The organism is Pseudomonas putida, from assembly GCF_002741075.1.
In the GTDB taxonomy this organism is placed as follows: Bacteria; Pseudomonadota; Gammaproteobacteria; order Pseudomonadales; family Pseudomonadaceae; genus Aquipseudomonas; species Aquipseudomonas putida_T.
Genome location: NZ_CP016634.1, coordinates 3,797,533 through 3,819,108 on the forward strand (window position 1 = coordinate 3,797,533; position 21,576 = coordinate 3,819,108).

Sequence of the window (21,576 nt, forward strand, 5' to 3'; positions counted from 1 at the left end):
ACCGAGAGAGACGGCAAGATCAGTCGTCGAGAGTGCGGCCGCTGAGCAGGCGGCCGATCAGCTCCATGGGGAATCCACGGTAGGCAAGGAATCGGGTCTGCTGGGCACGGCTTCGAGGATCATGGGGGCGTTGCCCGGCGAACTTGCGTTGCCAGACATCCTGCAACCGAGCCGCCCAGTCCACCCCGCTTTCACGCAGAGCCTGGTCGATATCGCCACGGTTCAGGCCGCGTTGCCCCAGCTCTTCGCGAATACGCGCAGGGCCGTAGCCGGCATTGGAACGATAGGAAATGAAGCTTTCGAGATAGCGGGCTTCACTGAGCAGCCCTTCTTCGGCAAGCCGATCGAGCGCAGGCTCGATCAGCTCATCCGGTGCGCCGCGCTGACGCAGCTTGCGCGTCAGCTCGACACGACCATGCTCGCGGCGTGCGAGCAGGTCCATGGCTGTCCGCCGAACGGCGACGGGGTTGTCGAGTACGACGGACATGAGGCCACTCAATAACCGGCGTCGGCGTCAGCCATATCGTCGGCATCGGCTTCAGCAGCAGCGGCCTTGCCAGCAGCGGCAACGGCACCTGCGTTAAGCAGTTTTTCGCGGATCTGTTTTTCGATCTCAGTGCCCACGGCAGGGTTATCTTGCAGGAACTTGGCAGCGTTGGCCTTGCCCTGACCGATCTTATTGCCCTGGTAGCTGTACCAGGCGCCGGATTTTTCCACCAGGCCTTGGGATACACCCAGGTCGATGATCTCACCGTTGCGGTAGATGCCTTTGCCATAGAGGATCTGGAACTCGGCCTGGCGGAACGGCGGCGAGACCTTGTTCTTGACGATCTTGACGCGGGTTTCGCTACCGACCACCTCGTCGCCTTCCTTGACCGCGCCGGTGCGACGGATATCCAGACGCACGGAGGCGTAGAACTTCAGGGCGTTACCACCGGTGGTGGTTTCCGGGCTGCCGAACATCACGCCGATCTTCATACGAATCTGGTTGATGAAGATGACCAGGCAGTTGGCGTTCTTGATGTTACCGGTGATCTTGCGCAGCGCCTGGGACATCAGGCGAGCCTGCAGACCCACGTGCATGTCGCCCATTTCACCTTCGATTTCGGCCTTCGGTACCAGCGCGGCCACGGAGTCGACGATGATCACGTCAACTGCGTTGGAACGCACCAGCATGTCGGTGATTTCCAGGGCTTGCTCGCCGGTGTCCGGCTGGGAAACCAGCAGGTCGTCGACGTTGACGCCCAGCTTGCCGGCATACTCGGGATCGAGGGCGTGCTCGGCGTCGACGAAGGCACAGGTGGCGCCGTTCTTCTGGGCTTCGGCGATGACCGACAGCGTCAGCGTAGTCTTACCCGAGGATTCCGGACCGTAGATTTCAACAATACGGCCTTTCGGCAGGCCGCCGATGCCAAGGGCGATGTCCAGGCCCAGGGAGCCGGTGGAGATGGCTGGGATGGCCTGACGCTCGTGGTCGCCCATGCGCATGACCGCGCCCTTGCCGAATTGGCGTTCGATCTGACCCAGGGCCGCAGCCAAGGCGCGCTTTTTGTTGTCGTCCATTGAAATCCTCACGTGTTCGACGGGCGGCCCTGCGGCCGGGAATAACTGTATAAGTAGCCAGTATTATTCCACAGGGATTCGCTTTGGCAAACCCCCGTCGGGTGATTTACTCCCCACCAAGCTGTAACAAGCCGTCTAACGCGGCGATCACCGTCTGTCGGCGCACCGCTTCACGGTCACCGTCGAAGTGTCGGCGCTCGCTAATCACATGGTCGCCATCGGCCCATGCCAGCCATACCGTGCCCACCGGCTTGGCCGGCGAGCCTCCATCGGGCCCGGCTACGCCACTGACTGCCACGGCAAAGCGCGCCCTGCTGGCAGCCTGGGCGCCACGGACCATGGCCTCGACCACTTCCTGGCTCACCGCGCCCACTTGGCCGAACAACGCCTCGGGCACCTGCAACTGATGGGTTTTCTGACGGTTGGAGTAGGTCACGTAACCGGCCTCGAACCAGGCCGAGCTGCCGGGAATCCGGGTGATGGCCTCGGCGATGCCGCCACCGGTGCAGGATTCGGCGGTGCTCACCTGGGCATTGAGTCGCCGCAGGTGCTCCCCCAGGCGGGTGGAAAGAACGGTGATCGGGTCCATGGCAGGGCTCCTTGAAAACTGCGCACTACCCTACCACCCTCGCCTGCCCAGGCAAGCGCTCAGCGCGCCAATGCCCGAATGTAGTCCTGGCAGGCTCGCAGGGCGATCAGTCCGCGGTCTCCGGTGTCGGTGATGGCGATAATGCGTCGAGCATCCGCTGGGTCAAGTCGGGCGCGTACGGCACCATGATCCACGCCGCTGGCGGCGGAGGGGGCAGGCACTGCGGGGCAGTTGGCGTCACGCTCGACCAGGACTGACAACCGCAGGTCAGCAGTAGCCAGACGGTCACGCAGGCGAGCTTGAGTCTGTTGGGCATTGGCGAGCTCCTGAAAATGTCGTGTTTCACTGCCTTGCAGGCGTTGTTCAAGTTGCTGACGCCCCTCGCGCTCGACCAGCAGCGCTCGCGCCGCCTGTTCCGCACGCATCTGAGCCTCATGGGCTTGAGCTTCGGCCTGCTGCGCGAGCAGCCGGCCGTAGCGCCAGGCCTGGACCTGCCAGGTCAATGCCGAGGAAACCAGCACGAGCACCAGACAAAGTGCCAGCCACAGGCGGCTCAACACAGCACCTCCCGCGCCCTTGCCCAGAGGGCCAGGCGATCATCCAGACCGTTGAGCCCACCATTGATGTGACGGGTGATGCGATTGAACTCACCCCGATCCGCCAGTGCATTGAGCCCACGCGAATGCCAGAACCAGGCGGCCGACTCACAGGCCCAACGGGGCTGCTCAAGCATCTGCGGCTGCGCCAGCAGGCGTTCGTCACCGAATAGCGCCCGACTGCAGGCCTGATAGTTGTTGCGACCGGTCACCTGGATCAGGCCACGGCCGCGATAGCGCTGGCCATCACCGTCGGCCTCAGGGGTGTTGCCCAGCCGCAGAGCCAGGCTCCCCGTGTCATAACGCGAGAGGTAACGATCATTGCCCAGCTCCTTGAGGTAGCGCAGTTGACCGGACTCATGGCCGACCTGGGCGAGGAACGCTGCGACGCGTTTGGGATTGTCGATTTCCCAGCGCGGCAGGGTGGTGTTCAAGGCTGGCAAAAACACGTCCGCGACAGGGTGGGCATTGGGGAAGATTGCGAGTAGTTGGTCTTCCGTAAGCATGAAATATCTCCTTGATCACGCCGGGTTCGGACATAAAAAAGCCCGGCGCGAACCCGGGCTGCATCGAGCCGATCGACATTATTGAAAAAGTGTCCGACGGTGTTTCCAGGCGACTCTAAGCGCCACGAAAAATGGCGCAAAAGATACAAACGCTAAAAGCACGACATTTCGCCAGATCGACTCATTGTTCCACTCGATTATTTGTCGATTGAAATCATCATCGAAAACAACCCGCCCTTCCTGAGTCGCCAGTTCACGCAGTACAGTATCTAGCTCGCCGTCTTCCACGGTCAGAAGTACCTTAGAACCAATCCGTAAGCCTGCCTGCTCGTAGATCGCCTGGTTGACATACACCGCCTTGACGTGTCTTGCTCCGTTCAACCTGAAAGTGATCCCCAGTGTTACGATAGCCGGATCATGCTCCCAAGATGAGGCATGGCCGTTAACACGCCCCTCTAAGTTCACAAGCCTAGTTACATCAATCGGTGCATACACTCGCAGCTGCGAGTAGTAGAGCGCAGCAAAAACCCAAAGTCCTACCGCAACAATCAACAAATTGAAAATTTGCTGCCTTGGAGGCAGTGTTTTTAGCATTCGAGCGAACGAAGTTATGGAAAACACACTAAAACCTTTAATTGACCTCTTAACCAATAACTTTATACTCAGTGGTAGCGGCCGATACCAATGAAGTTATTCTAAGGGCTTACTATTTCAATCGGCCCAATGTCAACTCGCCAACCGAGAGACTGCGAAACCGGGAAAGTCAGCGGCCTCGAAAACCCATTCTCGATATATCCTCCACCCGACCCGGCGGAATTTTCATGAAGGTGGTAGTCTTTCCCGGTAATTGTAACGACGCCCCGCTTTGGATCCCACTGAATCACGGCAATACGATTTGTATACGCCGCTCTGATCTGTGCAAGCGTTACTAGCTTCAAATCAGGCGCAACCCAATAATTTTGATATGAAGCGTTAGGCCTAGAGCGAAAGCTCCTTTCCCAGATTGGTTTCACATAGGATGAGTATATTTTCTTCGCAACATCCGACGTCACCACTCCGGCCGTAAGCACACCCACAGCGACAAAGCCTCCCGCCCCTACTACGCCCCCTAATAAAATCAAACTACCGACCACCCCCACTAAATTACCAACCAAACTAATGACATCCCCTGTATCAAAGCCTTTATCCTCACGATATTTGGCTGTGATCTTCAACAATACGGTAGTGGCGGCAAACGTATTGGTTTGAAGATTCAAGAATGGTGTGAGCCCAGCTGTCAACTTTACAATCGACGTTACATTGGCCACAGCCGCTCCCGTCTGCGCGCTCTGGTTCACCAAGGCGAAGCCCTGCTTATCACTGTTGTTTTCGAGTGCTCTTGGGCGGTGATTCCATTGTCTATGACACATATATCTCGGCAGGTGATTGCTCCAGACATCGCTCGACACTCCTCTGTCGTCCTCAGGGTTGAAGGACGACTTTAGGGAGCGCTGAACGCCACAGGCACCCGGAAATCTGCACAGCTACCCTCTCCATTACTGCTTCATCAGGCCGCTACGCTTGGGGGCATTCCCTTTCGCTTTTGCCTTCCCCCCATTACCGCCATTGCATTGCACGGTGGTACGCCAGCCCGACGTGGTGAACACCTGCTCGACCGATTCGACCAGATAGTCCCCGTCCAGGCCAGAAAGAAACCCTTGCAGATTGATACGTCGCTCGGCGAAGAGGTCGGTACGCCCTGGCATGTCCAGGCGTACGCTAGCGGTGTCGCGATTGAAGCTGGCCAGGCGGGCCTTGGCCGCTTGTTCGGCTGCGGCACGGTTGGGGTAGAGATGGCGGTCGGTGTACACCGGTTGCAAACCGTCCGGCGCGTCGCCGTTGGCGAGCTCGACCGTCTTGAGTTCACCGCTGGCGGGGTCGTGATGACGGGCGCGTACCGCTTTGTGCGTGGTTTTATCGCCCAGACGGAACTGCCATTGGCTGATATCGGTACGAGCAACGCTCACCGTCCCGAGGGCCTTGCCGCTGGCGCTGTGACCTCCCTGACGCGGTAACACCAACAGCTGGCCATTGGCAAGCTTGGCGGTGCAGTCGTGCAGTCGTGCCAGGCGGGTGACGAAATTGAAATCGGACTCGCTGTACTAGTCGACGCGCGGCACCTGAACCGTCACCGGGCACACGGCCTGCCAGCCATTGCGCGCGCCGATGTCGGCAACGATGCGCTGCAGGGTGACCTGCTCCCAACTGCCGCTGCGTATGGTCTTGCCGCTGCCACGCAGGTCGCTCGCCTTGCCCCGGATCACCAAGGTGTCCGGTGGGCCGGACAGCTCGACCTCATCGACGGTGTAGCGCCCCAGCAGGTTCAGTGTTTGCCCCGCATAGCCCAGGTGCACTTCGAGCACGGCGCCCCGTGACGGCAGTGCGACCGCGCCGTCACGGGCATCGATGCGCAGTTCGAACTCGTCCGACTCCAGACCGGGCTTGTCCGTGGTGCGCAGCGATAGCAGGCGGTCGTTGATCAGGAGGGTTACGTCGCGCCCGTCGGCAGTAATGCGAAATTGCGGTTGCATGGTCTCAGGCTCCTTTGGGAAGAACCGCTGCACGGGCCGGTCGAAACCGGCCGCGCATCAGTCCCACAGTTGCAGGGTGTCGCTCGCCACCACGGGCAGATCCGGCAGACGAATCCTCACGCCTGCGCGAAACGGCTGAGGCTCATCCGCCAGCCCTTGATTGGCATCCAGCACCGCCTCGACGGTGCCCACGAGTTGCCCGTAGTAGTGTTGGCAGAGGGTGTCGAGCAGGTCGCCCTCAGAGGTTGTGCAGGTCCTGGCCATAGCTCACGAACTCCAGTGAAAAACCTTGTTTGCGCGGAATGCCGCCAGCCAGCAGTTGACTCTGTTCCTCTTCGATGCTGGTCAGGCACCAGGTGCCGAGCACCTCGCCGTAGCCGGTGGTCAAAGACAGGGGCAACAGCTGACGGCCGATGCTGCGCAGCGCCTGCAACTGGCCGATCCCCCCCTTGAAGCCCGGGTAGATGGCCCCGCGGATGGAGATGTGCTCCTCGCCCAGGCTGACGGCCTGCTGGGCGTTGTCGCGGCTCAGGCGCTCCTGCCCGACCCAGCGATAGCGCGTCTGACGACGCAATTGATCGAAGGCAGCGGTATCGAGGTTGAAGTAATAGGGCGCAGCGCCTGGCTTCAATGGTTGCAGAACCAACAGGTGGGGGAACGGCTTGACAGCTTCGGCGGCGGGCGTTACCTCGGGCGCGAAGCCCAGAGTCGACAGCACGCCCTCCACCGTCGAGCTCACCGCCCCGACGACACGACGGATTGCCGCGCCGGCTTTGGCCGCATGGCCGGCAAAGCTGTCGATGCGATCTCGCACCTGCCGCACCACCGCCACTGTCTGGTCATACTTGGCCACCACTTTGGCCACACGGTCCTGGGCCCGGTTGATCGCGCCCAGGGTGCGCTGGAGTTTGGCCCCAATGATCGGGCCGACCATCGGCAACCCCTCCAGATCGGTAACGGCGGCCTTGATATGGTCGATCGCCTCGTCCATCGGATCGAGCATGGCATCGGCACGCCGACGCCCTGCCTCTCCCGCCTTGACCAGGGCGTGCAGCGTAACTTGCAGCTGCTCCAGATAGGTCATGGATAGTCCTCAAAGTACGATGTGTGGGGGGTCCGCCAATTGCGCCGAGCGGGCTTGGCGCATCAGCTCTTCCAGCTGACGCCGGGCGATCATCTCCAGTTGCTGGAGGACCGAGGGATCGTCCAGGCTATTGTTGAAGGTGACCGGCATGTTGGATGTGAAGGTGAATTGCTGGTTGATGGTGGTAGGAGGAGTCGGTTGCGTCGGTGACGCAGCGGGTGATGCAGGCAACGTTGGCGGCGCAGAGGAAGTATCCAGTACCCGCGCCGCCTCGCTCACGGCAGGTTTGCCAGCCGCTTCGTCCTTGTTCGAGGCCAGCGTCCTACCCAGCCAGCCACCGATACCCTCTCCACCCATGCTGCCCAACACGCCTCCGATCAAGCCGCCGATCGCGGTCCCGATCACCGGTACTACCGAACCGATAGCCGCACCGGCGGCTGCACCGGCAAGGCCACCACCCAGACCACCAACAGCGCTGCCATAGCCTTCGAGCTTCTGCTCCTGGGTGGCGTCGCTGTTGAAGGTTTCGGCAAGTTGCAGGCCGGTGTCGAGCAACGCAACGCCCGGCACTCGTCTGAACGCCCGTCGGGCCAAGGAAGCGCCGGCACTGCCAGGCCTGGCCTTGCCTGCAAGGCCGGTGAATGCGGTGCTGGCTAGGGCGAAAGCAGGCTTCTGGGCAGCCCTTTGCAGGAGGGCTGTAGAAGCAGGCTCCTGCGCCTCGGAAAACGCAGGCTCGTGCGCTGCTTCATCCACCTCCTCTTCTTCCTCTTCCTCCTCCACTTGCTCACCGCTTTCATCCGACGCCCATTCATCAACGACTTGGTGTGCATGGCCCGAGGCTGAACGGCTTATGGCACTACCGGGGGCTGTTGTGGCGGACGGATCGTTGGCAGCCGGCGTGCCGGAGAACACCCCATGGACCGTCTTGCCGATGAAGCCGCCGACACCTTCGCCGATCAATTCGCCGATCTCACCGCCGTACTGCTGGATCCGCTTGTTCTTGGTCAGGCCTCCCAACAGCTGCGTGCCGAGGTTCCCCATCGCACCGCCAAGCGCGGATCCGACTGCTTCAGCTTGGTCTTCGCCGCTGTCCTCAAGCAGGGCCAAGCCCAAATTACCGATCAGCTTGGCGCCAGCTTTGCCAGCGCTCTCCCGCAGAGCGCCAGTGAGTCTATTGCGCCGCTTACGTGGCAGACGCAAGTAAGCTTTATGGGCCTTGCGTCCGGCCATCGCGACCGCTGCGGTACCAACGAGGGCACCGCCTATGACCAATCCCCTGTTGATGCCTTCCCGGCTGCTTGTCTGCGGCCCCTGAGAAAACGCCCCTTGTTCCGCGGGTTGCTGCGATAAGGCCGGTGACGCCTGCACTGCGCTGTCGTCAGACACCTCGTTGGCGGCCGCCGTGTCGGAAAACCAGCCATGGAATGTCTTGCCGATAAAGCCGCCGACACCCTCGCCTATCAGCTCACCGATCTCACCGCCATGCATTTGGATCTGCTTGTTCTTGGTCAGGCCACCCAGCAGTTGCGCGCCCATGTTTCCGAGCGCACCGCCCAGGGCAGCACCCACCGCCTCGGCTTGGTCCTGACCACTGTCCTCCAACGTCGCCAACCCCAGTTTGCTGACCAGCTTGGCGCCCGCCTTGCCAGCGCTCTGCCGAACGCCACGGGTGATCTCACGGCGCCTTTTAAGTGATTGGCGCTTATACATCCTGTGCGCAGCACGCCCAAGCGCAGCAGCGGCAACGCCTGCACCGACGGCGGCCGTGCCGATCACGCCGGCCCTGACTACCGTCAGACCACTGTTCGCCGACTCCAGAGGGATGAATCCCTGTTCCGAGCTACGCGGCTCAGGCGGATCGCTGCCCCTAGGCCCCTGTAAAGGCCTCATCACGACGGTCTGGCGCGGCGCCTGCGAGGAGCCAATCTCGCTTGCAGACAGGCAAAGTTTGCGCAAGCGCTCGATCTCATCGGTCAGGCGCCGCACCTGGTCGACCTGCGCCTTCAAGGCCCATGTCTGATTGCTGGCCAGCCGTCTTTGGGCCTGTGCCGTCTTGTCGACCTCCAACCCCAGACGGCTGATCTCGCTGATATACGGCTCGACTTGCATGCCCTCAAGCGGCATGCGCAAGCGTTCGAATTGAGCACGCAACGTACTGAAGGTACTGCCCAGTGCGCGATCGCTGGTGACACCAACGGTGAGCACCGATGTGTTCTCCATAGGTTCCTCCTGATCACTCCGCCAGCCACCAGACCATGTCGCTGTACGACATGGTCATGATTTCGCTCGCGGAAAAGTTCAGCTCCTTGGCCAGCCGCCGGGCGGCGGCCTTCTGCCGGGCAGGGTCAAAGCTCGTCGTCCTGCACCAGGCGAAAATAGCCCGTCTGCAGGCGGCTATAGTCCTTCAGGGCCAGGCCTTCGAGGTCCTTGACGCCGACTTCGGCGAGGGAGGCGAACAGGTTCAGTTCGCGCTGCTCGTCGTCATTGGCGCCGCCAGCCTGGGCGTTGCGGATGTCGCGCACCGTCGGGGCGCGCAGCGATAGGCTGTCGACCTGCACGCCGTTGGCCTCGCTGGGGCGCGACAGGCGCACGGTCACGCGTTCGGCGCTGAGGGTCAGCCATTGCGGAAGCTTTTTCGCTTGAGCCATCGCCAGGCCTCCTTACAAGCCAAGGGCCGCGCGCTGGGCGGCCAGTTGATCGACACCGTTGATCACGCGCTTCATGCCCAGGGCGTCGATTTCATAGACCGGGCGGCCATCGACTTCGAGCTTGTAGAAGGTCACGGCGACGCTGTGCTTGATCTCGGCTTTTTCAGCGGACTTCCAGTCGCCCATCTCGACCTCTTTGAGGGCGCCACGCAGGGTGACGACCACGGGCGTGATCTTGCCCTTCAGGCCCTTGAAGGCCCCGCGGAAAGTACCGTTGAAGGCGCTGGCATCGGCCAGGCCGAAGAACTTCAGCGACTCGCGGCGCACGCCGGTGGTGCTGAAGGCCGCTTCGAGTTTTTCCATGCCCAGGTCCATCTCGACCGGCATGTCCATGCCACCAGGGCGGTGCTCCTCCATTTTCAGGGTGAGTTTGGGCAGGGTCAGGCTGGGCACATCGCCCTGGAAGCTGACGCCATCGACGAACAGGTTCAGGTTGGCCAGGGTTTCGGGAATCATTGCCATGTAATGCGCTCCTTAAGCAGCGGAATCGAGGACTTCGGTCAGCCACTGGTTGGTGACTTCGACGCGGAAGTTGGGGTTTTCGGCAGGCGGGACGTCGGTGAAGCGGATGTTCCAATACACCTTGCCCTGCTCCAGCTGGCTGGCGGTGTTCAGCTCGGGGTCGGCATAGACCTCGAAGTTGATGATCGCGCCCTGGTTCTTCAGGTCGCGCATGAAGGCCTGCAGGCCTTCGGTGACGTCCTTGACGTAGGTGGCGGTGATGGAGCGATCGACGGCCCATTTGTGACCGTAGAGGATCGCGTCCATGACGATGTCCAGGGTCCGCACGCGGGTGACGAAGGCCCATTTCGGGTCGCTCGACAAGGTACGGTTGCCCCACAGGCGGAAGCCGTCGTCGCGGATGATGGTGGCGACGTTGGCGTTGTTCAGCAGGTTGGCGCGGCAGCTGTCGTCACCGTCGAGGAACTCCACCGGGCGACCGGTGCCGGTGATGCCGACGAATTCCTTGTTCGAGGGCGAGGCCCAGAAGCCATATTCGTTGTCGGTCCAAGCGAACAGACCGGCGACCCAGGCCGAGCCCGGTGCATCGACGGTGGCTTCGCTGTCGTTGTCCCAGTAACGCACGCCCGGGTCGACCATGTAGGCGCGCTTGGCGCCGAAGTTGCCGGCATAGGCGATGGCGGCCTCGTCGGTGCTGTTGGGGCCGTCGATGATGGCGATGCCGCGCAGCTTGTCGGCCAGTGCCACCAGGGCCGTACCGACTGCGTCGGTGGCGCTGTGCTTGGGCGCCACCAGCAGGCGTGGCTGGGCGTTGAAGCGGCTCTTGCCATCGAGCAATGCCTGCAGGCCCGTGCGTTTGCCGTCGGCCTCGACCGCGCCGATGATGGCCGCCGTCTGCTCGGCTGGCGCTGCCACCTTGGCCACGCCGCAGGCGACGATGACCGCCTTGGCACGGGTGTAGATGGCGCGGCAGGCCTTGGTGATCGCCGCGTCCTTGCCGAACGCCGCGACCGCTTCGCGCTCGCTGGTGATCAGCACCAGGTCATTGGCCTTGGCGGTGACGCCCGGGCCTTCGATGAAGGTGTCGACCAGGCCGATGATCGAGGACGACGGCAGCGCGATGCTGCGTGCGCCGGTGTCGACGTTGGTCACGGTAACGCCGTGGAAGAATCCAGTCATTTAGTTCTCCAGATATGCAAAGGCCCCGCGGTGCGGGGCCAAGAGGGATACAGCAAAAAAGAAAACGCCCCGTCGGTGCGGGGCGTCATTGGGTTTGTTCAGCAATCCAGGGCGGCGCCACGGGTCGCTGGGCGCTGTCGGGGAAGACCTCGGCCGCTGGCCAGTCGCGCAGGGCTTGCAGGTATTGCAGCAACTCAGTGAATTGCTCACCGCTGAGCGTGGTGGTCACGCCGAGATCCAACTGATCGCGGTGGCGATTACGCAACCACTCGGTAGCGTCTAACTCGCCATCGCGCCACAGGCGCTCGATAGCCGCCATCTCAGCGGTGGATGGCATCGGACGATCAATCAGAAAAGGAATACTGTCATCGCCCCACTCAATGAGCTTGCCATTTCCAGGGCCGGCAATAATCTCTGCATGAAGTTCCCGAGAAATCTCCACAGCGTCTGCTGGGATAACCGTATTGATGGCGTCGTCGTAGAATCCGCGTGCCGATTGAGAACTGAAAATTGGCATAGATACCCCCGTTTAATAGCCGATCGCTAGAACAAAAATTGCATCACCGCCACTTGCTAGAGCGCTGGCAACCTTCGCGGTGGTCAAGTCGACCGGGTTAGCACCTACCGCATACATCGCCGAACCAGATCCAGACGCATCTTGGGATGCAAACACCCTTAAGCACGCGTTGGGAAATGCAATCGGGAAAGTCCATGTGCCAAAACCATTAGTGTTGCTGGCAGCTCCCCATTGGATAATCAGCCCACTTGGTAGTTTCTGGTAGCCGTTACCCGCCAAAACTGCGGAAAACTGCCCAGTTTGCTTGTTCATCTGGGAGCCGCCGACCATGCGCCAGACATTGCCCAGGTTAGCCAGCACTACTGAATCCAGAGCAACCATTTCAAAGGAATTGACGGTGTAGCCACCACCTGGCCCAGGCGCGATGAGTTCGGCCCCGTACCCTTTGATAGTTAAAGGAGCAAGGTTGGCCCCCGCAGAAAAGTGAATCTGAGCACCTGGAGGAACACTCCCAACCGGGGGCAGCGTAATAGTCTTGCCAGCCAACTCAACACTTCCAACCAGCTGGACACCGACATGAGCCGCCGTCAGGGTGATGGTGCCGCTAATGTTCATGACGCCTCTCAGACTACCCAATGCTCGCTGCACGAATTCAGCGGTTGCAATCGACTTAGAGGCATCAAACTGGGCCGGCGTCGGCGCCTTGGGATCTACGGTGAAAATCGGGCTTGCCAAAGGCGCCTTGAGCGCCAAGGCGGTATCGATCTCAGTCTTGGTGTAGACATCCGTCAGCCCGTAACCCGCGACGGTTGTGGGGCTAGACGCGGCGACGACACGACCGTATTTGTCTACGGTCACGCTGCGGAAGGTGCCTTCGGCCACGCCCGTGCGCCCAAATGCCATTTCAAACGCCAGCGCGGTGACGCCCACGGTAATCGGTGCATCGGTGACCAACTGCCAAGCGCTGTCGCCATTGATCGTGCCGCGCTCGACCATGACCAACAAGCCGGGCGTAACCTTGACACTGTTGTCAGCATCAGCACTGCGCACCCAGGGGCCACCGGCCACTACCTGATACAAGCCGTTGTCCTTGGCGACGGCCTGATTCTTCACCAGCACCCGCACCCCCGCCGTCAGAGGCACGCCGTCGACTGTCTGCAGGCCGCTCAAGGCAATGGCCGCCGTGGTGGCCACCAGCACCGAATGCTTGAAGTCCTGCTTGGCCAGTTCGCTGGTCACCCACTCACGCGTGGCCAGGACCACGCTCGGGTCAATTTTGAGTTCCACGTTACTGGAGCTGCTGACTATCAGATTCATGCGCACCACCTGGGTGCGCCCTGAGCCCTGGCTAAGTAACGGTTTGTAGGTCGCTGGGCAGTTGGCTACCGCGACCATATCGCCGTCGGCATCGTATAAGGCAATTTCGCGAATCCAACGCCCCCCTACATCGGCGGGAATAATCTGCTCGGCCACGATGACAGCACCGTTTACCTCATCAACTTTAAGCTGATTGAGCGGCGCCCGACGCCACTCATTGAGCAGCGCCGTGGCGCTCGCGCTTGGCATGGGCAACGGCGGGTTCTCGACGCCGCCAGGATTGCCATCTCCGATGGCCATTTGAGTGATTTTCCAAGGAATGCCCAGGGCATCCGCATTGGCCTGCTTCGCGGCACCGATGTTGGTCAGGATCGCGTAGAACTGTGAATTCTGGTCAACCATAGTAAACGTCCAGATAGTCAATAATGTGCTCACGACCACCACGGCCAATCTCACCGATGACTTCCAGCGCGGTGGCCTGGGGCGGGTACACGTCGATTTCTTCGCCGTCGTAGAACGACGAGGCCAGATGCATCCGGCCAATGGTTTCCAAACTGATGGCGAAGCCTGTCATGTGCCGACTCACCGGCTTTGCATCGTCGATCAGCCAGGACAATTCCCGGTAGGTTTCCTCGCTGATGCCCTGCTCCGAGACGCCAACCTTGAGCGCGAAGGTACCGGGGACTCCAGGTGGTTCAGCCTGCCACCACTCGGTAATCTCGATCAGGTAGCCGAACGGCTCGACCACCCGGCGCAACGCGCCGACGGTGCCTTTGTGGGCATGCACGGAAAACGCCGCGCGGATTACCGAGCGCTTGACCGCTTCGCTCCAGCTGTCGTCCCAGCGGTCGACCGACCAAGCCCAGGCCAGTTGGTACAGCAGGTGCGGCGGGCAGGTGTCGGGGTTGTAGAGCGTACGCAGGGCAGGCTTGAGGTCCTCGGCGCTGGTGCCGTCGAGCGCGCGCTCCAACGCTGTGCTGTTGATCGGCAGAAGGCCTGTCATGTCAGTCCCCCCGCACCACGGTGAACCCTTCGCACCAGGCCGCCTGGGCTTTGTTGGGGCGAATGTCGGTCCAATCGGCCAGTTCCACACGGCTCACGCCGTTGATGTGCAACTGGGCGTCGATGCCCGAACGGGATACTTCCATCCCGAGCCTGCGCCGCGGGTTGATCCAGGCGGCCAGGCGACGCTCGCACTCGACCAGCAACGCCTCGTTCTCCGGCCCCGTGCCGGCCATGTGCACCACCGCGTCGATGCGGTACGGCAGGATTTGCGCCGACTGCACAGTTAGCCGATCCGCCACGGGGCGTATGTCGTCATCGTTGAGGTACTGGCGCACCCCCTCCAGCAGTGCCGGCGTGGCTTCGCCATTGCCGTCCAACGCCAGCACCGTCACCACCACCTCTGCCGGCGCCGGGCTCTCGGCGGTCGCGTCAGCGACCAGCCCCGAAGCGTTGCGGGCATGCAGGATGTAACTGTTGCGCGGGCCCGCGGTGGTCAGGCCCTCGTAGACCAATTGCACCCGCTCGCGCAGGGCATCGTCGGATTCGAGCACCTGCACCAACGGCGGCACCGCCTGCAGGTCCTCGGCCTGGATCACCAGGCGCTGGAGATTGACGTTGGCCGCCAGTTGGTCGAGGTCGCTCCCTTGGGCATAGGCCAGCAGCAGCGCCTTGGCCGCGTCGTTGATGCGGGCGCGGTTGAGCAGCTTGCGGTAGGCCCCGACCTCCAGCAGCTTGGTCACCGGGTCGCTTTCCAGTTGGGCCGTCCAGCCATCGCCCATCTGGGTGCGGAAGGTCTCCAGGTCGGCCTGGTACAGCGCCTCGTAGTCAAGGTCTTCGAGCAACTGGGGCGCGGGCAATTTCGACAGGTCGACCTGGCTCATACGCTCACCTCCACCAGAGCCTCATCGCCCAGGTAGCGGCCGCTGAGGGCAAGGTTGACCTGGCCGTCGAGCACCGACAGCACCCTCACCCGCTCAAGCTGCAGGCGCGGTTCCCAACGCCCCAGGGCGCGGGCGACTTCGGCCTGTACGGCGCTCTTCCAGCCTTCGTTGACGGGCAGATCGACGTAGCGACGTAACTGGCTGCCGTACTCGGGGCGCATGCGCCGGCTGCCGAGCGGGGTGGAAAGGATGTCCTCGATGGACTGGCGAAGGTGGGCGATGCCGGCCAAGGGTTGGCCGGTGCGGCGGTCCATGCCGATCATGGTGCGCCTCCTGTCGAGGGGAGCGAGATCCGTGGGTGGGATCGCATAAGAGTCTCCTGGTAGCAAAGAGCCCAAGACGGCAACACCTGCGTGGGGCGCCTGTTTGCGGGTAAACCCGCGAAGCCGGCGCCAAGGAGCAGAAAAAATCCGCTTTCCAGCCCCAGCGTTACCGATGCGGTGGGCCTTGATCAGTGCTTGTGGTTGGCGGTGTTGCCAGCGGTGTCGATGATCCGGCCGCCGCCGTTGATGTCGCCGCTGACAGTCAGCGGCCCGTTGATGGCGACCTGGCCGGTCAAGGTGATGGCCGTGGCGTCGAGTTCGATGGCACCTTCACTGATGTGCAGGGTGCTGGCACCGACCTTGATGCTGGCGTTGCCGGCAGGCAGGTGAATGTCGTAGCGCTTGGCCTGCCAGTCGTAGGCCAGCGAGCCGCCATCCTCGAACCGCCACACCTCCACATGGTCGCGGTTGTCCGGCGCACTGCCGGCATTGCCGTACAGGCCTGGCACGAAAGTGCCCTGGGCCGGCTCGCCACTGGGGCTGACCAGCACGCCCTGCTCGCCCAGGCTCGGGGCCCGCCAGTGACGCGCCTGGCCCGCGGCCAGGGCATGCCAGCGCAGCCAGGCGCTGGTCCAGGTGCCATCGGATACCCGCACACGAGCGGCGGCCAGGTCTACCGCCACCACGCGGCAAGGGATGACCAGGCTCGCCAGCATTCGGTCATGCATCGCGCTGGCGTAGCTCATGCAAGGTCCTCCGGGGCGATGTAGTCCGCTTCGTTGCCAGGTCCGGTATCGGGATCGGTACCGAACAGCAGAGAGCCCGGCGGCTCGTCGGGCCAGTGCCACTGGGGCTCGCCCAGCAGCACCGGCTGCTCCCAGCGGACGATCCAGTGCCCGCCCTCGAACTGCGCCAGCACGTTGCGGCTCGCCTCGACGAAGTCCAGGCCCCACATTTGTTGGCGCAGCAGGTCCATCATTTGCGCGGCCAGCAGGCTCCCTTGCAGGCGCGCGTCGGGGTTGCCGAGGTCGGGGATGATGTCCGCCTCGAAGGTGGTGACCAGCACCGAGCGCCCATCCCGGGGCGCGGCGTCCGCGGTCATGCGCACGATGCCGTGGCGTAGCGACGGCAAGACGCTGCTGCTGCCGACATCCGAAGCGATGTCGACTGACGCAAGTTCAGGAATCGCCTCACGAATCATTGCCGTCAGTGCCGCATGTAAAGTGGCCAGCTCGCTCATTTCAACGCCTCCTATCGCTCGTCAGCCTGGGAAACATCACGCAACCCCAGGCGTTTGGCCGCCCAGCGCTCGTAGAGCCCGATGGCCACGTCGGCACCTGCCATGGCGGTCATGCAACCAAAGGCGCTGGCGCTCCAGATCGACATGCCGCTGGCGTACAGCAGCATCACTGTCGAGACCCCGCAGACCATGCAGGCCCCGGATCGCAACGCCAGCCGGCGCACCAGCGACCATCCACGCGCGCCTGCCTTGTCGGCACGCCACATCTCGCCGCTCAGACCGCCCAGCAATGCCAGGACGATCACCAGCCAGAGCGGTATCTCCAGCAACGTTTGCTGCTCGTTCGTCATTGTCCTGTCTCCTGTATGAATGCCCGCCAGTGCCACTGGCGGGTCGGTTGTGTATGAACTCGGCATTCCAAAAAGCCCGGGCTGCCAGGCTTTTCAGTAATGCGTTGTCGAACCGCCGGCCACGACTGGTGACGCCTGGCGGCTGCGCTTCAAATTGGTGTCTCCGACCGCGGCCACCTGCCCGCCGGAAAACTGATCGTGGTGCTTTACGCTGCACACCCGGGCCAGTTGCCAACCCTCTGAACAGTCGAGGCCTGTTCATCGCTGCCTGTGTAACAACCGGTGTCGACCGGCTTGAGACACAGATTATGCATTGATGCATATGCAGTCAATGCGTTTATTCATATTTCTAGCGAAGAAATTTTGCGCAAATGCATGAGAGCTATGCGCGACGTGGCTTGTAGGGATTTTCTGCAGACGAAAAAAAACCCGCCGAAGCGGGTTTTCTTGAAAAGGGAATGGCCTTAGCGCGCGTACATGCCCCACCAGAACACATGGCCCAGCAGGCTGATCTGCTCTTCCTGCATCTGCTGGAAGCTGTAGTCCTCGTCAGGGTGTTCATCGCGGTTGAAGCTGCGCAGACGAATGCCGGTGGGCAGGCGGTAGACCTGTTTCACGCGCAGCTGGCCGTTGTGGTTGATGGCGTAGAGGTCGCCATCGATGATGTCGCCGATCGCGCATTTACCGGTGTTGACCCCGACCGTCGCACCATCGCGCAGCACCGGCAGCATGCTGTTGCCGCGCACCGTCACGCACTTGGCCTGGTCGAACTGCACGCCGTTGTGGCGCAGGCTGCGCTTGCCGAAGCGCAGGCGGGCCTTTTCGCTTTCTTCGATGACGAATCTTCCTGATCCTGCTGCCAATTCGACCTCTCGAAGAAAAGGAACGGAAACCTCGTCATCCTCGACAGGGGTTTCGTCGTCCCATAGGCTGATATCGCTCAGGTCCGCATGGCCATGGGCCGGCTGCGCCGCCTCGCGGGACTCGCCCAGCTCGACGCGACCGCGCAGTTGGTCGGTGCTGACGCCGAAGTACTCGGCGATCTTCGACACGTGCTTGTCGGACGGGTCGATGATCTTCTCGCTGAGGATGCGCGACAACGTGGATTGAGGAACGCCCGTGCGCCGGTGCAGCTCCGTCGGGGACAGGCCATGGCGGTCGAGCAGTGCTTTGAGTACGGAAGCTACGTTGCGTTTTTGCATACCGTGCATGATGGATGTGCTGCAGCGCAAATGCAATCCATGCATGCGCTTTCTGTCACCCATCACCCTCCAACGGTAATTCCCTGTACTCTCATGGGCCCTACACCGTGGGAAGACTCCCCACGATAGCGAGGTCAAAACAACAATGATCGGCTTTACCTTCCGCCAGCTCGAGTACTTCGTGGCCACCGCCGAACAGGGCAGCGTCAGTGCCGCGGCGCGGGCCAAGCACATCTCCCAACCCTCGGTGTCGCTGGCGATCTCGCAGCTTGAGGCCATTCTGGGTGAGAAACTGTTCCTGCGTCAGGCCAGCCGTGGCCTGGAACTGAGCCCGGCGGGACGGCAGTTGCTGGAGCAGGCGCGCGAGATCCTGGCCATGGCGGCCGGCATTCGCAGCGCGGGGGATGAGCCGGAAGTGCTGCGGGGCAACCTGAGCCTGATCTGCTTTCAGGACCTGGGCCCGTGGTATGCACCGCGCCTGCTCAGTGGATTTCGTGAGCGTCACCCGGAAGTCGCCATCACCTTGTTCGAGACGGACCTTGCCGGAGTCAACCGAAGGTTGAACGAGGGCAAGGCAGAATTGGCGCTGACCTATGACGTGGGCCTGGACCCGCAGATCGAGCGGCGGGTACTGGCGCAGGTGGCGCCTTATGCCCTGCTGCCGGCGGACCATCCCTTGGCCCGTCAGGAGCAGGTGTCACTGGCCGACCTGGCCGAAGAGTGTTTGATTCTCGAAGACATCACCCGAACCCGCGAGTACTTCCTCTCGCTGTTCTGGGCCCACGACCTGCAACCACGTTCCCAGCAACTGACCCAGACCTTCGAGATGCAGCGCGGGCTGGTCGCCCATGGCTACGGCGTGGCGCTGTCCTGCACTCGCCCGGCGGGTGATCAGAGCTACGACGGCCGGCCCTTGGCGTGCCGGCCATTACGTGAGGCGGTCAGCCCGCAGTCGGTGGTGCTGGCACAGTCCAGCGCCATGCGTCCCTCCCCTGCGGCCCAGGCATTCCTGCGCTGGGCCAGCGAGCTGTTTTCCGTCTAGCTCAGGCGTTGACCGGCGCCTGGCGTGGCTGGCGCGCCACCCACAGCCAGTAGCCGACCGACAGTAGCGCCAACCAGCCAAGGCCGACGTACATCGCGGTGCGAGTATCGGGGAACCAGCCCAGCACTCCGAAGATGAACAGCATGAACACGATGGCCAGGGCCGGACCGACGGGCCACAGCGGCACCGGGAAGTCCAGCGCGGCGACTTCCTCGCGGCTCATGCCACGGCGCATGGCCACCTGGGACAGCAGGATCATCAGCCACACCCAGACAATCGAGAAGGTCACCACGGCGGCGAGAATCAGGAACAGGTTCTCCGGCGCCAGGTAGTTCAGGACCACACCCAGCAACAGCGCGACGCCCATCACCAGCACCGTCATCCATGGCACGCCGAAACGCGACAGCCGGGAGAAGCCGACCGGCGCCTGGCCGTTCTGGGCCATGCCATACATCATGCGCCCGGCGCTGAAGATGTCGCTGTTGATGGCCGATATTGCCGCCGAAATCACGACAATGTTGAGCAGGGTTGCCGCCGAACTGATGCCCAGGCCACTGAAGATCTGCACGAACGGACTGCCTTGGCTGCCGATGTTGGTCCAGGGGTAGATGGCCATCAGCACCACCAGGGTGAGCACGTAAAACAGCAGGATACGCAGCGGCACCGAGTTGATCGCCTTGGGCAGCACGCGCTTGGGATCCTTGGCTTCGCCGGCAGTGATACCGATCATTTCGACGCCACCGAAGGCGAACATCACCACGGTGAAGGAAGCGATCATCCCGCCGATGCCGTTGGGGAAGAACCCACCATGGCTCCACAGGTTGGACAACCCCGTCACCGTCTCGGCCCCATTACCCAGCTGGATGCCGAACAGCAGCACCGCGCCCCCGGCCGCGATCATCGCCACGATGGCGGTGACCTTGAGCAACGAGAGCCAGAACTCCATCTCGCCGAACACCTTCACGCTGCACAGGTTCAACGCACCGATGAAGCAGACGATGCCCAATACCCAGATCCAACGCGGTGTATCGGGGAACCACAAGCCCATGTACACCCCGAACGCCGTGACGTCCGCCAGGCATACCACCAACATGGAAAACGCATAGCTCCAGCCGGTCAGAAAGCCCAGGTAACGCCCCAGGTATTGACTGGTGTACTGCCCGAAGGAGCCGGACACCGGATTGCGTACCGCCATTTCACCGAGGGCGCGCATCATCATGTAGATCGCCGCGCCACCGATCAGGTAGGCCAGCAGCACCGACGGCCCGGCCAGCTTGATCGCCGACGCCGAGCCGTAGAACAGCCCGGTGCCGATCGCCGACCCCAATGCCATGAAGCGGATATGCCGGGTACTTAGGCCCCGTCGCAGGTTGTTGTGATCGTTCATCCCAGGGACTCCTCATTGTTCTTGTTCTTGGCCGGCAGTCACGCTGCCGTTGAAGGGTTCTCGCAAGGCCCGGAAACCGCAGGGCGCAGGGCTATTAACCGGCCAATCGCAGGGCAAGACAACAAGGTGGGGCATACAGAATAGCTATAGTGACGAATAGGAATTCTGTGATTTACCTCGCCCTCGCTGGCCCCCGATGCTGGTGCCACTACAACAACAACGAGAGGGCTGCTCCGATGAATCCCCATATCGAAGAATTCCAGCGAGACGGCGCGGTGATCCTGCGCGGCGTGTTCAAGGACTGGATCGAACGTCTGCGCGAAGGCTTCGAGCAGAACCTGGCCGAACCCAGTACCTTTGCCATCGAGAACGTTGGCTCCGGCGAGGGCGGACGGTTCTTCGAGGACTACTGCAACTGGCAGCGCATCCCCGCGTTCACCGACTTCGTGCTGAACTCGCCCGCCGCAGGGCTTGCCGGCGAGCTGATGGGCTCGCAGCAGGTGCAGGTGTTCCACGACCACATCCTGGTGAAGGAGCCCGGCACCGCCAAGCCCACCCCCTGGCACCAGGACCTGCCTTACTACTGCGTCCAGGGCCTGCAGACCGCCAGCTACTGGATCCCCCTGGACCCGGTCACTCGCCACAACACCTTGAGCGTGGTGCTCGGCTCGCACCTCTGGCCCAAGCCTGTGCGTCCCAAGCGCTGGGCCAGCAACCAGGACTTCTATGGCGCTACCGACGCCGACGGCCAGAACCTGTTCATGGACATGCCGGACGTGGAGAACGGCGAGTACCAGATCCTCTCCCCGGAAATGGAACCTGGCGATGCCATCGTCTTCGATTTCCGCACCGTGCATGGCGCCGCCGGCAACACCGGTACGAACCGACGCCGCGCCTTTTCCACGCGCTTCCTGGGAGACGACGTACGCTATGTGCAGCGCCCGGGGCGCACCTCGCCGCCCTTCCCGGGTATCAACCTGAGCGATGGCGAGCGCATGCGCGAGGACTGGTTCCCGGTGGTCTGGCAGCGCCGTTGATCCACTCCAGACATGGCC

The 21,576-nt window shown here is 62.3% G+C and carries 25 protein-coding genes and 1 pseudogene; 2 read left to right on the plus strand and 24 right to left on the minus strand.

Annotation, left to right across the window (positions count from 1 at the left end):
* Positions 1-19: 19 nt before the first annotated feature.
* The 23 genes and pseudogenes from recX to IEC33019_RS17930 all read right to left on the minus strand — a co-directional run bounded on the left by recX (position 20) and on the right by IEC33019_RS17930 (position 18,101).
* Positions 20-487, minus strand: a complete 468-nt coding sequence (gene recX / locus IEC33019_RS17825; RefSeq protein WP_070094231.1) for a recombination regulator RecX — start codon at positions 485-487, stop codon at positions 20-22.
* Between the two features lie 8 nt (positions 488-495).
* Entirely contained in the window at positions 496-1,563 is a 1,068-nt protein-coding gene (gene recA / locus IEC33019_RS17830) for a recombinase RecA (protein WP_099593818.1), read from the minus strand.
* A 106-nt stretch (positions 1,564-1,669) separates the two neighbouring features.
* Positions 1,670-2,152: a CinA family protein gene (locus IEC33019_RS17835; RefSeq protein ID WP_070094576.1), complete on the minus strand. Its 483-nt coding sequence runs from the start codon at positions 2,150-2,152 to the stop codon at positions 1,670-1,672.
* A 59-nt stretch (positions 2,153-2,211) separates the two neighbouring features.
* Entirely contained in the window at positions 2,212-2,709 is a 498-nt protein-coding gene (locus IEC33019_RS17840) for a lysis system i-spanin subunit Rz (RefSeq protein ID WP_070094598.1), read from the minus strand.
* Positions 2,706-3,254: a glycoside hydrolase family 19 protein gene (locus IEC33019_RS17845; protein WP_070094577.1), complete on the minus strand. Its 549-nt coding sequence runs from the start codon at positions 3,252-3,254 to the stop codon at positions 2,706-2,708. Before IEC33019_RS17845 ends, IEC33019_RS17840 begins: the two co-directional genes overlap by 4 nt.
* Before the next feature lie 78 nt (positions 3,255-3,332).
* The gene (locus IEC33019_RS17850; RefSeq protein WP_081337538.1) at positions 3,333-3,848 is read right to left on the minus strand and encodes a hypothetical protein; all 516 of its coding nucleotides are present in this window, start codon (positions 3,846-3,848) and stop codon (positions 3,333-3,335) included.
* Positions 3,849-3,949: 101 nt separating this feature from the next.
* Positions 3,950-4,702 carry a hypothetical protein gene (locus IEC33019_RS27415; RefSeq protein WP_139139923.1) on the minus strand — a complete coding sequence of 251 codons (753 nt, stop codon included), beginning with the start codon at positions 4,700-4,702 and terminating at the stop codon, positions 3,950-3,952.
* A gap of 87 nt (positions 4,703-4,789) precedes the next feature.
* Positions 4,790-5,824 (minus strand): annotated as a pseudogene (locus IEC33019_RS17855) (phage late control D family protein).
* A gap of 57 nt (positions 5,825-5,881) precedes the next feature.
* The gene (locus IEC33019_RS17860) at positions 5,882-6,088 is read right to left on the minus strand and encodes a tail protein X (protein ID WP_070094579.1); all 207 of its coding nucleotides are present in this window, start codon (positions 6,086-6,088) and stop codon (positions 5,882-5,884) included.
* Entirely contained in the window at positions 6,063-6,908 is an 846-nt protein-coding gene (locus tag IEC33019_RS17865; protein WP_070094580.1) for a phage tail protein, read from the minus strand. Before IEC33019_RS17865 ends, IEC33019_RS17860 begins: the two co-directional genes overlap by 26 nt.
* 9 nt (positions 6,909-6,917) lie before the next feature.
* Positions 6,918-9,128 carry a hypothetical protein gene (locus IEC33019_RS27870; RefSeq protein ID WP_070094581.1) on the minus strand — a complete coding sequence of 737 codons (2,211 nt, stop codon included), beginning with the start codon at positions 9,126-9,128 and terminating at the stop codon, positions 6,918-6,920.
* Positions 9,129-9,253: 125 nt separating this feature from the next.
* Entirely contained in the window at positions 9,254-9,556 is a 303-nt protein-coding gene (locus IEC33019_RS17875) for a phage tail assembly protein (protein WP_070094582.1), read from the minus strand.
* Positions 9,557-9,568: 12 nt separating this feature from the next.
* A complete protein-coding gene (locus IEC33019_RS17880; RefSeq protein WP_070094583.1) occupies positions 9,569-10,078 on the minus strand; it encodes a phage major tail tube protein in 510 nt (169 codons plus the stop codon).
* Between the two features lie 12 nt (positions 10,079-10,090).
* Positions 10,091-11,257, minus strand: a complete 1,167-nt coding sequence (locus tag IEC33019_RS17885) for a phage tail sheath subtilisin-like domain-containing protein (protein WP_070094584.1) — start codon at positions 11,255-11,257, stop codon at positions 10,091-10,093.
* Positions 11,258-11,342: 85 nt separating this feature from the next.
* The gene (locus IEC33019_RS17890) at positions 11,343-11,774 is read right to left on the minus strand and encodes a phage tail assembly chaperone (protein WP_070094585.1); all 432 of its coding nucleotides are present in this window, start codon (positions 11,772-11,774) and stop codon (positions 11,343-11,345) included.
* A 12-nt stretch (positions 11,775-11,786) separates the two neighbouring features.
* Positions 11,787-13,493 carry a phage tail protein gene (locus IEC33019_RS17895; RefSeq protein WP_081337539.1) on the minus strand — a complete coding sequence of 569 codons (1,707 nt, stop codon included), beginning with the start codon at positions 13,491-13,493 and terminating at the stop codon, positions 11,787-11,789.
* Complete coding sequence (locus IEC33019_RS17900; RefSeq protein WP_070094586.1) at positions 13,486-14,094, minus strand: phage tail protein I; 609 nt, start codon at positions 14,092-14,094, stop codon at positions 13,486-13,488. The genes IEC33019_RS17895 and IEC33019_RS17900 overlap by 8 nt, the downstream gene beginning before the upstream one ends.
* A gap of 1 nt (position 14,095) precedes the next feature.
* Positions 14,096-14,977, minus strand: coding sequence for a baseplate J/gp47 family protein (locus IEC33019_RS17905; protein ID WP_070094587.1), 882 nt, complete (start codon positions 14,975-14,977; stop codon positions 14,096-14,098).
* Entirely contained in the window at positions 14,974-15,300 is a 327-nt protein-coding gene (locus IEC33019_RS17910; protein WP_070094588.1) for a GPW/gp25 family protein, read from the minus strand. Before IEC33019_RS17910 ends, IEC33019_RS17905 begins: the two co-directional genes overlap by 4 nt.
* 188 nt (positions 15,301-15,488) lie before the next feature.
* On the minus strand, positions 15,489-16,046 hold the full coding sequence (locus IEC33019_RS17915) for a phage baseplate assembly protein V (protein ID WP_070094589.1): 558 nt from the start codon (positions 16,044-16,046) through the stop codon (positions 15,489-15,491).
* Positions 16,043-16,540, minus strand: a complete 498-nt coding sequence (locus IEC33019_RS17920; protein ID WP_070094590.1) for a hypothetical protein — start codon at positions 16,538-16,540, stop codon at positions 16,043-16,045. The genes IEC33019_RS17915 and IEC33019_RS17920 overlap by 4 nt, the downstream gene beginning before the upstream one ends.
* Positions 16,541-16,551: 11 nt before the next feature.
* Positions 16,552-16,890, minus strand: a complete 339-nt coding sequence (locus IEC33019_RS17925) for a phage holin family protein (RefSeq protein ID WP_070094591.1) — start codon at positions 16,888-16,890, stop codon at positions 16,552-16,554.
* 464 nt (positions 16,891-17,354) lie between these two features.
* Positions 17,355-18,101, minus strand: coding sequence for a LexA family transcriptional regulator (locus tag IEC33019_RS17930; RefSeq protein ID WP_070094592.1), 747 nt, complete (start codon positions 18,099-18,101; stop codon positions 17,355-17,357).
* A 136-nt stretch (positions 18,102-18,237) separates the two neighbouring features.
* Here IEC33019_RS17930 and IEC33019_RS17935 point away from each other — a divergent pair, with 136 nt between their 5' ends.
* Positions 18,238-19,134: a LysR substrate-binding domain-containing protein gene (locus tag IEC33019_RS17935; RefSeq protein WP_070094593.1), complete on the plus strand. Its 897-nt coding sequence runs from the start codon at positions 18,238-18,240 to the stop codon at positions 19,132-19,134.
* Between the two features lies 1 nt (position 19,135).
* Here IEC33019_RS17935 and IEC33019_RS17940 read toward each other — a convergent pair whose 3' ends face one another.
* The gene (locus IEC33019_RS17940) at positions 19,136-20,521 is read right to left on the minus strand and encodes an amino acid permease (RefSeq protein WP_070094594.1); all 1,386 of its coding nucleotides are present in this window, start codon (positions 20,519-20,521) and stop codon (positions 19,136-19,138) included.
* Between the two features lie 236 nt (positions 20,522-20,757).
* On the opposite strand from IEC33019_RS17940, the gene IEC33019_RS17945 reads away from it, so the two are divergent.
* A complete protein-coding gene (locus IEC33019_RS17945; RefSeq protein ID WP_070094595.1) occupies positions 20,758-21,558 on the plus strand; it encodes a phytanoyl-CoA dioxygenase family protein in 801 nt (266 codons plus the stop codon).
* Positions 21,559-21,576: the final 18 nt, after the last annotated feature.